The following is a 13,933-nucleotide window of genomic DNA, read 5'->3' on the forward strand; positions in this document are numbered from 1 at the left end:
AGAGGCTATTGATCAAAAAAGGCTGTCGTGTGGCGAAGAAACGGAGTCATTCAGGCGGGCGGCTCAGGCCAGCCGCCCGTGACAATGCTTGAACTTCTTGCCTGACCCACAGGGGCAAAGCTCGTTCCGGCCCGGATTTCCCCATGTGCTGGGATCGGATTCAACAAATCCGTTGGCAGCGTTTTCCGGGTTTTCAGCGGGCGTTGCGTCATGCGCAGGCGCTTCCATCGCGGCCCGCTGTGCGGCCATTTCCAGCATCAGGGCCTTTTGCTCTTCCTCTGTCATCGGGCGGATCTGTGCCAGCTTCTGGGTCACATCCTCGCGCAGACTGTTGAGCATGCTTTCAAACAGCTGGAACGCTTCGTTCTTGTACTCGTTCAGTGGATCGCGCTGTGCATAACCGCGAAAGCCTACGACGCTGCGCAGATGTTCAAGCGTCAGAAGATGCTCGCGCCATTTGCTGTCGATGGTTTGAAGCAAGACCTGCTTTTCGATCATCCGCATGCTTTCGGGGCCAAAGGCAGCGGCCTTGGCGGCCATCATCTCATCGGCCGCCCGTTCAAGGCGCTCGGTGATCTCTTCATCGTCAACGCCCTCTTCGGCGGCCCAGTCGATCACCGGCAGATCCAGGTTAAGCCGCTCCATCACCGCCGCATGAAGCCCTTCGGTATTCCATTGATCGGCGTAGGTCTTGGGCGGCATATAGGTGTCAACCAGATCGTCGATCACCTCGCCGCGCATGTCCTCGATGATCTCGGACAGATCGCTGGCCTTCATGATATCCAGACGCTGTTTGAACACCACCTTGCGCTGTTCGTTCATCACATCGTCGAACTTGAGCAATTGCTTGCGAATATCAAAGTTGCGCGCCTCGACCTTGGCCTGCGCGCGTTCAAGCGATTTGTTCACCCAGGGGTGAATGATCGCCTCGCCTTCCTTCATGCCAAGCGTCGAAAGCACCTTTTCCAGACGCTCGCTTCCGAAAATGCGCATAAGGTCGTCTTCGAGGCTCAGGAAGAATGCCGACATGCCGGGATCGCCCTGACGACCGGAACGACCGCGCAGCTGATTGTCGATACGGCGGCTTTCATGGCGCTCGGTGGCCAGAACGAAAAGCCCACCTGCGGCTTTCACAGCCTCTTCATCGGCGGCATGTTCGGCCTCGATCTTTTCGCGGATTTCTTCGGGATCGCCCTCGGGATTGGCGGCGATTGCCTCCATGATCTTGAAGTCGACATTGCCGCCAAGCTTGATGTCAGTCCCGCGCCCGGCCATGTTGGTGGCGATGGTCACGGCACCAAGTTTACCGGCATCGGCGACGATTTGCGCCTCTTTTTCATGCTGGCGCGCGTTCAGGACGTTATGCGGAATCTTCGCCTCGGTCAGAAGCCCGCTGAGCAATTCCGACTTTTCGATCGAGGTGGTGCCAACGAGGGTTGGCTGCCCCTTGTCATGCGCCTCGCGGATTGTCTCGATGATCGCGTTAAGCTTGTCTGTGGTCGTGCGGTATACCGCGTCGTCCTTGTCGATCCGGGCAATCGGCCGGTTGGTCGGCACTTCGATCACGCCAAGACCGTAAATTTCAAGGAATTCCTCGGCCTCGGTCACGGCGGTGCCAGTCATGCCCGACAGCGTGTCATAAAGACGGAAATAGTTCTGAAAGGTCACCTGCGCGAGGGTCACGTTCTCGGGCTGGATCTTGCATCCCTCCTTGGCCTCAATCGCCTGATGCAGCCCCTCGGACAACCGCCGACCGGCCATCATCCGGCCGGTGAATTCGTCAATCAGAACGACATCGCCGTCACGCACGATGTAATCCTTGTCCTTCTGGAAAAGCTTGTGCGCGCGCAGCCCCTGATTGACGTGATGCACGATCGTGGTGCTTTCCGGGTCATAAAGCGAACGCCCCTCTTCCAGAACGCCCCGCGTCAGCAGAAGTTGCTCAAGAAACTCGTTGCCCTCTTCGGTGAAGGTGACATTGCGGGTCTTTTCGTCAATCGCGAAATGGTCGTCCTGCAATTCGGGGATCAGCGCGTCGATTGTCAGGTAAAGTTCGCTTCGGTCCTGGCTTGGGCCCGAAATGATAAGCGGCGTGCGCGCCTCGTCGATCAGGATGCTGTCCACCTCATCGACCACGGCAAAGTTGTGGCCGCGCTGGTTCATCTCTTCGAGCGAGGATTTCATGTTGTCGCGCAGATAGTCGAAGCCAAGCTCGTTGTTGGTGGCATAGGTCACATCGGCGGCATAGGCGGCCTTTTTCTCGGCCTCGGGTTGTTGCGGATAGACAACACCGGTGGTCATGCCAAGGGCGGCAAACACCTTGCCCATCCACTCGGCATCGCGCCGCGCAAGGTAATCGTTGACCGTGACCACATGCACGCCGCGCCCGGACAATGCGTTAAGATAGGACGGAAAGGTCGCCACAAGCGTTTTGCCTTCGCCGGTCTTCATCTCGGAAATGTTGCCCTGATGCAGGAAAATCCCGCCCATCAGCTGTACATCGAACGCCCGCAGGCCAAGCGCCCGGCGCGCACCTTCGCGGCAATTGGCAAAGGCCTCTGGCAAAAGCGCATCAAGGCTCTCGCCCGAGGCGATCCGCTTGCGGAATTCTTCTGTCTTTTCAATCAGCCCGGCATCGCTGAGTGCTTCAAACTCGGGTTCCAGCGCGTTGATCTTTTCGACCAGCGGCCGTGTCGCCTTGATCTTTCGGTCATTCGGCGTTCCGAAGATCTTTTTGGCGACCGTTGAAATACCCAGCATTTTTTATCCGTTCCGGTGTTTTGACTATCCGTGACAGGCAATTACTTGCCCCGCTTCCCCGGTCACCCTACAACGGGCGAAAGAGCGCGGTTTTGCCTTTATCCTAAGGCGATGTAAGGGGCCGCCGACAGAGTGTCAACGTTGCGCGCCCGTGTGGCCGCCATAGCAGTATCGTCAAAGGAATATCTTCATGTTCACACGCCTTCGCCATTTGTCTGCCACCGCGCTGATCACAAGCTTTGCGCTCTGCTCTGCGGTCGCGGCACAGGACGACCCGACACTGGATACCGTCATGGCCTCGGTCGGTGACAGTACGATCACGCTTGGCCATGTTCTTGCCCTGCGCAACAGTCTGCCTGCGAATTACGACCAACTTCCGCCCGAGGTTCTTTTCAAGGGTGTTCTCGATCAGCTGATCCAGCAAACCCTTTTGATGCAGGCCCACGAGGGGCCACTGTCCACCGCCGCCAAGCTTCGCCTTGAAAACGAAACCCGCGCCGTGACGGCTGGCGATGTGATCGACGACGTTCTTGAGACCGCCCTGACCGACGAGGCCCTGCAATCCGCCTATGAGGCCAAATATACCAGCGCCGAACAGGAAACCGAATACCGGGCCGCTCATATCCTGGTCGAGACCGAGGACGAAGCCAAGACGCTGATCACCGAGCTTGAAGGTGGCGCGAATTTTGCGGCACTCGCTCAGGAACATTCCACGGGCCCCTCGGGCCCCGGTGGCGGCGATCTTGGCTGGTTCAGCGAGGGCGTGATGGTGCAGGAATTCTTTGATGCCGCCGCCAAGCTTGAACCCGGAGAGGTCTCAGCCCCGGTTCAGACGCAATTCGGCTGGCATGTGATCAAGCTCAACGAGACCCGCGTCATGGAACGCCCCACGCTGGACGAGGTGCGCGACGAACTGCTGGACGATATCCGTCAGGCCGCTTTCAACGATTACGTGGCCGGACTTGAGAAAAACACCGAAATTACCCGCACAGACACAAGCGCCTATGATCCGGCGCTGATCAACAAAACCGATCTTCTGGAGAAATGAATCATGGGCGCCACCCCGCCGCTTTCACCGCTTGCCCCAGCCGCCTTTCCCGATCTTCCGACCATCGGCGGGGTGAATTTCGCCACGACCTCGGCCGGGGTGCGTTATCAGGGGCGCACCGACGTGATGCTGGTCACGCTTGCGCCGGGAACGGCGATTGCCGGGGCGTTCACGCGCTCTGCAACGCGGTCGGCGGCAGTGCTTGACTGTCAGGCCAAGATTGGCGGCGACCCAACCGAAGGCGCGGCCATCATCGTGAATTCAGGCAATGCGAACGCCTTCACCGGCAGTGTCGGCGACAAATCCGTCGAGGCCGTCACGGGGGCCGTTGCCGAACGGCTTGGCGTGCCCACCGCGCGGGTATTTTCTTCCTCGACCGGCGTGATCGGCGAGCCGCTTCCGCATCAGCGCATCATCGACAGCATCGACACCCTCAAGGGTGCGCTTAGCCCCGATGGGATAAGCGGCGCGGCGCGCGCCATCATGACCACCGACACCTTTCCCAAAGGCTCGTCCGAGACCGTGATGATCGACGGGCAAGCGGTTCATATCGCCGGGATCGCCAAGGGCTCTGGCATGATCGCGCCCGATATGGCGACGATGCTTGTCTATATCTTCACCGATGCCGCGATTGATCAGGCGATCCTGCAAAGCACCGTTACCGCGCTTAACCGGACCACCTTCAACTGTATCACCGTCGATAGCGACACCTCGACCTCGGACACCCTTTTGGTGGCCGCGACGGGGGCTTCGGGCATCCGTGTGACCGAAAACAACATCGGTTTCATGGAAGGGCTGCGCCGCGTCATGCTTGACCTTGCCCATCAGGTTGTGCGCGACGGCGAAGGGGCAACCAAATTCGTCGAGATTTCCGTGACCGGTGCCGCCAGCGATGCCGAGGCGCATGTTCATGCCAAAGCCATCGCCAACTCGCCGCTGATCAAAACCGCCATTGCCGGCGAAGACCCCAACTGGGGCCGAGTCGTCATGGCAGTCGGCAAATCCGGCGCACGCGCCGATCGCGACACCCTGTCGATCTGGTTTGGCGAGATGCTTGTGGCCAAGGATGGCTGGGTCAGCCCGGAATATGACGAGGAAGGCGCCGCCGCCTACATGAAAAATCAGGACATCGAAATTCACGTCGATCTTGGCCTCGGCGGAGGTACCGCCACGGTCTGGACCTGCGATCTGACCCACGGCTATATCGACATCAATGCCGATTACCGGTCCTAAGGCCGAGCCCGAAGGTTTGCCAATGAAAGTCGTTCTTGTCTCTGCCGTCGCGCTGATTGATGTCGATGGCCGCGTCCTTTTGGCCCAACGCCCCGCCGGGAAATCCCTGGCGGGGCTGTGGGAATTTCCCGGCGGCAAGGTAGAACCCGGCGAGAGCCCCGAACACGCACTGATCCGCGAGTTGGAAGAAGAGCTTGGCATCAACACCTGGGCAAGCTGCCTTGCCCCGTTGACCTTTGCCAGCCATTCCTATGACGATTTTCACCTTCTGATGCCGCTGTTCGCCTGTCGCAAATGGCAAGGCATACCGCAGGGGCGCGAGGGCCAGACCCTGAAATGGGTGCGCGCGCAGGATCTTAAATCCTATCCGATGCCGCCTGCGGATATTCCCCTGATTCCCATCCTGCGCGATTGGCTTTGATGGCGAAGATGGCGCATGCCGCCCATGGATGTATCTCGGTGCAAATCGACGCGCTTTAGGATGTATTTCTGAACATTCTTAAGATTTACGTGACATTTGTACAAAATTGGGGACAATCCACATTAGCTTTAAATGTCTGCCAACTTTTTTGCTCATGTTCATCTGGGGAGGAAACATGCTTCGTACAATTCAGGTTGGATCTTGCACGTCCATTCAGGGGATTTTTGTGGGCTTGCTGACCAATGGGTTCATTCAGGTCCGGGTCGGCAATCGGGTGTATTCCGGTCGCCCGGTCACAAGCGCCGCGTGACAGGGCCAATAGCGTCATAAAGCTAACGCCTTGTTCAACAAACAAAAAGGGCAGCCTCATCGGCTGCCCTTTTGCTTTGATCAGACGCGTGACGCTTAGGCCAGGGTGCGCGTGACTTCTTCGCGCTCGAAAATCTCGATCACGTCGTTGGGGCGGATATCGTCGTAGTTTTCGAACGCCATCCCGCACTCCTGACCGGATTGAACCTCGGGCACTTCGTCTTTGAAGCGCTTGAGCGTCTTGAGCGTACCTTCGTGAATCACCACATCGTCGCGCAAGAGGCGCACACCGGCAGAGCGGCGCGCAACACCTTCGGTGACAAGACAACCGGCGACCTTGCCGACGCCCGTAACCTTGAAGACCTCTTTGATCTTGGCGTAACCGATGAACTTTTCGCGGATTTCCGCGCCCAAAAGTCCCGATGCCGCGGCTTTGACGTCATCCACGAGATCGTAAATCACGCTGTAATAGCGGATTTCGACACCCTTCTGGTTGGCGCTGTTGCGCGCGGGCGCATTGGCCCGGACGTTAAAGCCAAAGACCGGCGCACCCGATGCCTCGGCAAGGCCGATATCGGATTCGGTGATCGCACCAACCCCGGAATGAAGCACCCGCACGCGAACCTCGTCGTTGCCGATCTTTTCCATCGCCTGAACGATCGCCTCGGCAGAGCCCTGAACGTCGGTTTTGACGACAATCGGCATCTCCTTGACGTTCTCGTCCTGCTTGGCCTTGGCCAGAAGTTGTTCGAGCGAGGTGCCGGCACCGGCAGCAGCGCGCTTTTCTTTCGCGGCGCTCTCGCGATATTCCGCGATTTCGCGCGCCTGCGCCTCGGTCTCGACGACGTTCAACACGTCGCCCGCTTCGGGCGTGCCGTTCAGACCCAGAACCTCGACCGGGGTCGATGGCCCTGCTTCCTTGACGCGCTCGCCACGGTCATTGATCAACGCACGGACCTTGCCGTATTGCTGTCCGACAACAAAGATATCACCAAGACGCAGCGTGCCCTTCTTGATCAGAACCGTCGCCACGGGGCCACGGCCCACGTCAAGCTGCGCTTCGATCACAGCGCCCTCGGCGGCCCGGTTCGGGTTCACCTTCAGCTCCAGAAGCTCGGCCTGAAGCGCTATCGCCTCAAGCAATTCATCAAGTCCCTGACCGGTCACGGCCGACACTTCGACATCCTGCACTTCGCCGGACATCGCCTCGACGATGACCTCATGCTGCAAAAGATCGGTGCGCACCTTGTCGGGGTTGGCATCGGGCTTGTCGATCTTGTTGATCGCCACGATCATCGGCACCTGCGCCGCCTTGGCGTGGTTGATCGCCTCGATCGTCTGCGGCATCACGGCGTCATCCGCCGCCACCACCAGAACCACGATATCCGTCACCTGGGCCCCGCGCGAACGCATGCTCGTAAAGGCCGCGTGACCGGGTGTATCGAGGAACGTAAGCAAGGCACCGCTCTCGGTTGTCACCTGATAGGCGCCGATATGCTGGGTGATGCCGCCGGCCTCGCCCGCGACAACCTTGGCGTTGCGGATCGCGTCCAGAAGCGAGGTTTTGCCGTGGTCGACGTGACCCATGATGGTGATCACCGGCGCGCGCGGCTCAAGATCCTTGGGATCGTCTTCGACTTGCGCGATGACGTCTTCCACGTCGGCATCCGACACCCGCACAACGCGATGGCCGAATTCTTCGATGATCAGCTCGGCGGTATCGGCGTCAATGGTTTCGTTCTGCGTCATCATCAGGCCGTTCTGCATCAGCGCCTTGACGACATCGCCGACGCGCTCGGCCATACGGTTGGCAAGCTCGGAGACCACAATCGTTTCAGGCAGCTGTACGTCACGCACGACCTTTTCGCGCTCGACATTCACGCCCATCGCCTTTTGACGTGCGCGCTCTTGTTTGCGCTTCATCGCGGCCATGGATTTCTGTCGACCGCCTTCACCGCCCGAAAGCGCCTGATTAAGGGTCAGCTTGCCACCGCGACGACTATCGTCACCGCCACGGCCTTTGTTGCGGCGCGCGGGTTGTTCGCGTTCGGGTTCCTGCTTGCGCGGGGCCGGTGCAGATTTGGCCGATGCCTGACGCGGCGCTTCGGGCACGGCGTCGGGCTCTGCCGCAGCAGCGGCGGCCTTGATCGCGGCCTGCTCTGATTCGCGCTTCTTGCGCTCGTCTTCTTCAGCCTTGGCGCGGGCCCGTTCTTCGGCTTCGCGCTGTTCGCGTTCCTTGGCGTCGGCCTCTTCGCGGCGGCGCATGCGCTCTTCTTCGCGGGCCTTTTCCTGGGCTTCGCGTTCGGCAGCTTCCTCAGACTCGCGCGCCTTTGCAGCGGCAAGGGCTTTCATCCGGCGCTCCATCTCGGCGTCCGAGATACCTGCGGGACGCTTGCCCGAACCAGCCGCACCAGACGGCTTGCCAGCCCCACCAGCCGCACCAGCCGTTCCCGCGCCCGGTTTGGGCACGACAACGCGCTTGCGCTTGGTTTCCACCACGACGTTCTTGGTCCGGCCATGGCTGAAGCTCTGCTTCACGTTCCCCGGCCGGGAACCGCCGCCACGCACACCCAAAGGTTTCTTTCCGTCGTTGTCGCTCATATTACTCTACTTTCCTTTCCGGCGCGCTGTCTCGCCGTCCGAGACGCGCAGACCTTTCAGTCTTGCCGCCTCCTCTACAACACGTTGCAACAAACCTCCAGCACCCAGTGCCGCATGGATCGTGGTTTGTCGCCCAAAGGCCTGGCCCAGCTCGTCCGCCGTCAACCAGCCTATGAATGAGCCGCCCTGTGGCGTGCTCAGCTTTGATTTTCCCCGCTCGGACCCATCGCTGGCCTGAATAAGAACGCGGGCCTCTTCCTTGCCCAGCATGGTCTTGACCTTTTCATAGCCAGACACGGCGCGTCCGCCCTTGCGGGCAAGGCTGATAAGGTTGATCACCCGCTTTGCAAGCTGTGTCTCGACCAGATCGGCAAGCCCCTCGGGCACCTGAACCGGCTGTTTGGCGGCGCGGGCGAAAAGCCCTTTGGCCACCGCCTTTTCCAAGGCCGCACGATCCGCAGACACCCAGATACCGCGCCCGGGCAGCTTTTCCATCAGATCCGGGGCAATCTGCCCTTCGGGACCAATAGCAAACCGGATCAGCCCATATCTGGGCTGAACCTCGCCTGTGACGATGCACTTGCGTTCTGGACCATCAGTCCGGTCTTTGGGTTGCCCTGCGCGCCCCATGTGTGCCCCCGAGGCCTGAAAAATCAGGCCTCGATCTCCTCGTCATCAGCGGCGTCTTCACCCGTCTCAGGCCCGAGTTCTTCGGGATCGACCCAACCCAGCATGATCCGGGCAGTCATCACCATATTTTGCGCCTCTTCCAGCGAGACGTCAAATTTCTCCAACACGCCCTCGTCCTTGACACGCTCGCCATTGACCGTGGTCCAGCCGCCGGCCAGTTCCCAGTCGGCGCAGGTTGCGAAATCTTCAAGCGACTTCACGTCATCTTCGGCCAGCGCCTCAACCATCTGGGGTGTGAGACCCTCAAATTCAATAAGGCTGTCCTCGGCGCCAAGCTCGCGCGCTTTTTCAAGGGCCGCCTTGGCCTGGGCTTCGATCACATCGCGGGCGCGGGCCTGCAACTCACTGGCGGTGTCTTCGTCAACGCCGTCGATCACCAAGAGTTCGTCAAGATCCACATAGGCGACCTCTTCGAGATTGGTGAAGCCCTCGGAAACCAGAAGCTGGGCAAAGAACTCGTCCAGATCGAGGTTTTCCATGAACAGGCCGGTGCGCTCTTCGAATTCCTTCTGACGACGCTCGCTGTCCTGGGCCTCGGTCATGATGTCGATATCAAGCCCGGTCAACTGGCTTGCCAGACGCACGTTTTGACCACGACGCCCGATCGCCAACGAAAGCTGTTCTTCGGGCACCACAACTTCGATGCGCTCGGCCTCTTCGTCAAGAACCACCTTGGTGACTTCGGCGGGCTGCAATGCGTTCACAAGGAAGGTCGGCTGGTCTTCATTCCACGGAATGATGTCGATTTTTTCGCCCTGAAGCTCATTCACAACGGCCTGTACACGGCTGCCGCGCATACCGACACAGGCACCCACTGGATCAATCGAGCCGTCATAGGAAATCACGGCGATCTTGGCGCGGCTGCCCGGATCACGGGCAACGGCCTTGATCTCGATGATGCCGTCATAGATTTCCGGCACTTCCATCTTGAACAGTTCCGCCATGAATTGCGGGTCTGTGCGGCTCAGGAAAATCTGCGGCCCGCGCTGTTCGCGGCGCACATCCTTGATGTAGCAACGGATACGGTCGTTGGGGCGATAGGCCTCGCGGCCGATCTTTTCGTTGCGACGCAGGATCGCCTCGCCACGGCCCACATCGACGATGACATTGCCGTATTCTTCACGCTTGACCTGACCGTTGATGATCGTGCCGATGCGGTCCTTGAATTCCTCGTACTGGCGATCACGCTCGGCTTCGCGCACCTTTTGCAGGATCACCTGCTTGGCGCTCTGCGCGGCGATGCGGCCCATTTCAACCGGCGGAACCTCTTCGACAAAGGTATCGCCGACCTTCGGGTCATCCATATACTGCTTGGCCTGTTCGACGGTCATTTCCGCCTGATAGTTCTCAACCGCGTCATCTTCGACGACGGTGCGCACACGGGTAAAGGTGGCGCGACCGGTCTTGCGGTCGATCGAGACGCGAATGTCCATCTCGCTGCCGTAGCGGCTCTTGGCGGCGCGCGACAGGGATTCTTCCATCGCCTCGACCACCAGTTCGGGGTCGATCATCTTTTCGCGGGCCACGGCCTCGGCGGTTTGCAACAGCTCAAGCTGGTTGGCAGAGGTGATTGCCATGGTCTTAGTCCTCCTCAGAACCGGTATCAGTTTCGGTTTCGATCTCGTCAAATTCGTCTTCGTCGATCACGCCAGCCGCCTTGCGTTGGCGCAGCATTTCCTTGATCAGCTCATCCGTCAGCACCAGCTTGGCATCGGCCAGCCAGTCGAACTCAAGCCCGATGGTGCCTTCGTCGAGGTTGATCAGAATCTCGTTGTCTTCGACGCCCGCAAGCACGCCCTTGAAGCGTTTGCGCCCGTCGATCATCTCGGATGTCTCGATCTTGGCCTCATAGCCCTCGAACATCTCGAAATCCTTGAGCCGGGTCAGCGGCCGGTCGATACCGGGGCTCGACACTTCAAGGGTATATTGGTCGGTGATCGGGTCCTCGACATCCAGAACCGCGCTCACGGCGGTGCTGATCCTGGCACAATCATCCACTTCGATGCCACCCTCGGGGCGCTCTGCCATGATCTGAAGCGTGTGGGTCTTGCCGCCCATAAGGCGCACGCGCACAAGCTCGTAACCCAGATCCTCGATCACGGGGGTGATGATCTCCGCCATCCGGCGGTCAATCGCAGCTTTGGCAATCAGGTCGTTTGTCATATCGTCCAAGCACAAAAAAACGGGCGCGCGGCCCGTCGAAATCAATCCGGTGGGCTTTCGGAGTGGACCCGAGAGCGCCGCTGTTGAAAGCCATATACGCCCCTTGCCCTGAGTCTGCAAGTCCCGCGTTAAAAGATTCACGCCTGGCCAAATTGCGCCTGCCAGCACGGCAGGACATCGCCCGGCGCAGGGTTGGCGGCATGGATCGCACGGGCGATCGCACGCGCCATGGCGCAGGCCGCCGCATGCCCCAGCAAAAGCGTCTCGGCAATCGGATCGTCCAGTGCGCGCGCGCCCGTCGAGGCGGCAAAGACAAGGTCGCCATCCATCGGTGTGTGCGACGGCACAAGCGCGCGCGCGAACCCGTCATGCGCGGCGGTGGCAAGGCGGGTGCATTGCGCCTGGCTCAGGGCGGCATCGGTGGCCACGATGCCGATGGTGGTATTGGCGTGCTGCGACAGCTTGGTCGGTGGAAGCGCCGCACCGTCATGGCGCACGGGGGGGCCAAGACCGCCGAATTCATCGTCGATCTCGAACGGCGCCGCCCAGAAATGCGGCCCCTCGCCCACCGTGGCCGAGCCAAGCGCATTGACCGCCACAAGCGCGCCCACCACGGCCCCCGATGGCAACACAGCCGAGGCCGAGCCAAGCCCGCCTTTCAGCGTCGCCGTAGTCGCGCCTGTGCCCGCCCCGAAACTGCCGATTTCAAATCGCCCGGCAGCATTGCCAAGCGCCTCTGCCCCAAGCGCCTTATAGGGGTTTTCGGCCCAATCCTTGGCCCCGCCATTGAGCAGGTCAAACAGGATCGCCCCCGGCACGATCGGCACGCGGATATCCCCCACGGCAAAGCCGCGCCCCTGCGCACGCAAGCCATCCGCCACACCCGACGCCGCATCAAGCCCAAAGGCCGACCCGCCGGACAGGACAAGTGCATCGACCTGCTCGACCGTCTTGTCGGGGGCCAAAAGGTCGGTCTCGCGGGTACCGGGGGCACCGCCCATCACATGCACCCCGGCGGTAAACGGCACATCGCCCAGCAACACCGTGGCCCCGGTCCTGATCCGGGCATCTTCTGCATTGCCGACACGCAGCCCCGGCACATCGGTGATGAGGTTAAGCATACCGGGACGCATCACGGCGCCAGCCTCTGAATTTCCAGCGCCGTTCACTCTGCTCATGGCCACTCTCCATTTTACGTCCGAGCCTAGCGGGAATTGTCTTGATTATGAACCTGATTCAGCCGAAGAGAGGTTTGTGCAGGGCGATGGCGTCGCCCCCCCCCATATCCGGGGACAAGCACCGCACAATCCAAACCGTCCTGAACGCCGGGACCTTTCTTTGAGTAGGAGGGTCAAAATGACTTCACGTCCTGAATTTTATCGGTTCCACAACGGCGAAAAGGCACCCCTGCCATTTGCCCACTTTGAATACGAGGCCCGGCTTGCGGGCCTGCGCGCCATCATGGCCGAGACCGGCGCGGGCGCCGTTGTCTTCACCTCGATGCATAATATCGCCTATTACTCGGGTTTTCTCTATTGCGCCTTCGGTCGGCCCTATGGCCTTGTCGTGACCGAAACCGACTGCGTCACGATCTCGGCGGGCATTGACGCAGGCCAGCCCTGGCGTCGCTGTTTTTGCGACAACATCACCTATACCGACTGGCAACGCGACAACTTCTGGCGCGCCGTGGAGTCTGTTGCGGGCGAAGGCAAGGTTGTCGGCTATGAGGGCGATCACCTTACCCTGATGCAGCGCGACAAGCTTGAGGATTTCCTCAAGCCTGTGACCATGGTTGATCTGGCCGCCGCCACCATGCGCCAGCGGATGCGAAAATCCGCCGCCGAGATCGCCCTGATCCGGCAATGCACCCAGGTGGCCGATGTGGGCGGCTATGCGATCCGCGACGCCGTGCGCGAAGGCACCCGCGAAATTGATGTCGCCATGGCAGGCCGCGACGCGATGGAAATCGAAATTGCGAAACGCTTTCCGGATGCCGAGTACCGCGATAGCTGGGTCTGGTTCCAGTCGGGTCTCAACACCGATGGCGCGCATAATCCGGTCACCGCCCGCAAGCTTGAGCGTGGCGATATCCTTAGCCTGAACGCCTTTCCGATGATTTCAGCCTATTACGTGGCGCTGGAACGCACCATGTTCGTGGGCGAAGTCGACGACGCCAGCCTTAGGATCTGGCAGGCGAACATCGCGGCGCATGAATATGGCATGTCCCTGCTCAAGCCCGGCGTAAGCTGTGCCGAGGTGACACACAAGATCAACACGTTCTTTGAAGAGCGTGACCTCCTGCAATACCGGACCTTTGGCTATGGCCATTCCTTCGGTATCCTCAGCCATTATTATGGCCGCGAGGCGGGGCTTGAGCTGCGCGAGGATATCGACACGGTGTTGGAACCGGGCATGGTGATCTCGATGGAGCCGATGCTGACGCTTGGCGCCGATCAACCCGGTGCCGGCGGCTATCGCGAACATGATATCCTGGTGATCACCGAGGACGGCAATGACAACATCACCGGCTATCCCTATGGGCCGGATTTCAACGTCGTCGGCTAAAACATTGGGGTGCGCGTCATCGCGCGCCCCTTTACCGCCGCCTGATCAGGCGTGGCGGCCCGATCCCTGTCGATCCGGGATTTGGGCAACCGCCAAAGCGGCGCCCAACGGCAAGATCGAAGGGCGGACGTGCGGTATCACCT

At 60.2% G+C, this 13,933-nt stretch carries 10 protein-coding genes; 4 read left to right on the forward strand and 6 right to left on the reverse strand.

Annotation, left to right across the window (positions count from 1 at the left end):
- Positions 1-63: 63 nt before the first annotated feature.
- A complete protein-coding gene (secA, locus tag QZ522_RS01820; RefSeq protein ID WP_294606840.1) occupies positions 64-2,760 on the reverse strand; it encodes a preprotein translocase subunit SecA in 2,697 nt (898 codons plus the stop codon).
- 190 nt (positions 2,761-2,950) lie between these two features.
- On the opposite strand from secA, the gene QZ522_RS01825 reads away from it, so the two are divergent.
- From QZ522_RS01825 to mutT, 3 genes are read left to right on the forward strand one after another with little or no spacing between them, the layout of a single operon-like run.
- A complete protein-coding gene (locus tag QZ522_RS01825; RefSeq protein ID WP_294606842.1) occupies positions 2,951-3,808 on the forward strand; it encodes a peptidylprolyl isomerase in 858 nt (285 codons plus the stop codon).
- Between the two features lie 3 nt (positions 3,809-3,811).
- Positions 3,812-5,041 (forward strand): bifunctional glutamate N-acetyltransferase/amino-acid acetyltransferase ArgJ, encoded by a 1,230-nt coding sequence (argJ, locus tag QZ522_RS01830; protein WP_294606844.1) that lies wholly within the window; start codon positions 3,812-3,814, stop codon positions 5,039-5,041.
- A 22-nt stretch (positions 5,042-5,063) separates the two neighbouring features.
- Positions 5,064-5,462: an 8-oxo-dGTP diphosphatase MutT gene (gene mutT, locus QZ522_RS01835; protein WP_294606846.1), complete on the forward strand. Its 399-nt coding sequence runs from the start codon at positions 5,064-5,066 to the stop codon at positions 5,460-5,462.
- A 405-nt stretch (positions 5,463-5,867) separates the two neighbouring features.
- Here mutT and infB read toward each other — a convergent pair whose 3' ends face one another.
- From infB to QZ522_RS01860, 5 genes are all read right to left on the reverse strand, one after another.
- Positions 5,868-8,372 (reverse strand): translation initiation factor IF-2, encoded by a 2,505-nt coding sequence (gene infB / locus QZ522_RS01840; RefSeq protein WP_294606848.1) that lies wholly within the window; start codon positions 8,370-8,372, stop codon positions 5,868-5,870.
- Positions 8,373-8,378: 6 nt separating this feature from the next.
- Positions 8,379-9,002 carry an RNA-binding protein gene (locus QZ522_RS01845; protein WP_294606849.1) on the reverse strand — a complete coding sequence of 208 codons (624 nt, stop codon included), beginning with the start codon at positions 9,000-9,002 and terminating at the stop codon, positions 8,379-8,381.
- A 23-nt stretch (positions 9,003-9,025) separates the two neighbouring features.
- On the reverse strand, positions 9,026-10,639 hold the full coding sequence (nusA, locus tag QZ522_RS01850; RefSeq protein WP_294606851.1) for a transcription termination factor NusA: 1,614 nt from the start codon (positions 10,637-10,639) through the stop codon (positions 9,026-9,028).
- Positions 10,640-10,643: 4 nt separating this feature from the next.
- Complete coding sequence (gene rimP / locus QZ522_RS01855; RefSeq protein ID WP_294606853.1) at positions 10,644-11,225, reverse strand: ribosome maturation factor RimP; 582 nt, start codon at positions 11,223-11,225, stop codon at positions 10,644-10,646.
- 137 nt (positions 11,226-11,362) lie between these two features.
- Positions 11,363-12,358, reverse strand: coding sequence for a P1 family peptidase (locus tag QZ522_RS01860; RefSeq protein ID WP_294606883.1), 996 nt, complete (start codon positions 12,356-12,358; stop codon positions 11,363-11,365).
- 223 nt (positions 12,359-12,581) lie between these two features.
- Between QZ522_RS01860 and QZ522_RS01865 the strand changes: the two genes are divergently transcribed.
- Positions 12,582-13,790, forward strand: a complete 1,209-nt coding sequence (locus QZ522_RS01865) for an aminopeptidase P family protein (RefSeq protein ID WP_294606855.1) — start codon at positions 12,582-12,584, stop codon at positions 13,788-13,790.
- The last annotated feature ends 143 nt before the right edge of the window (positions 13,791-13,933 follow it).

Source organism: uncultured Roseovarius sp., from assembly GCF_913054395.1.
Taxonomy (GTDB): domain Bacteria; phylum Pseudomonadota; class Alphaproteobacteria; order Rhodobacterales; family Rhodobacteraceae; genus Roseovarius.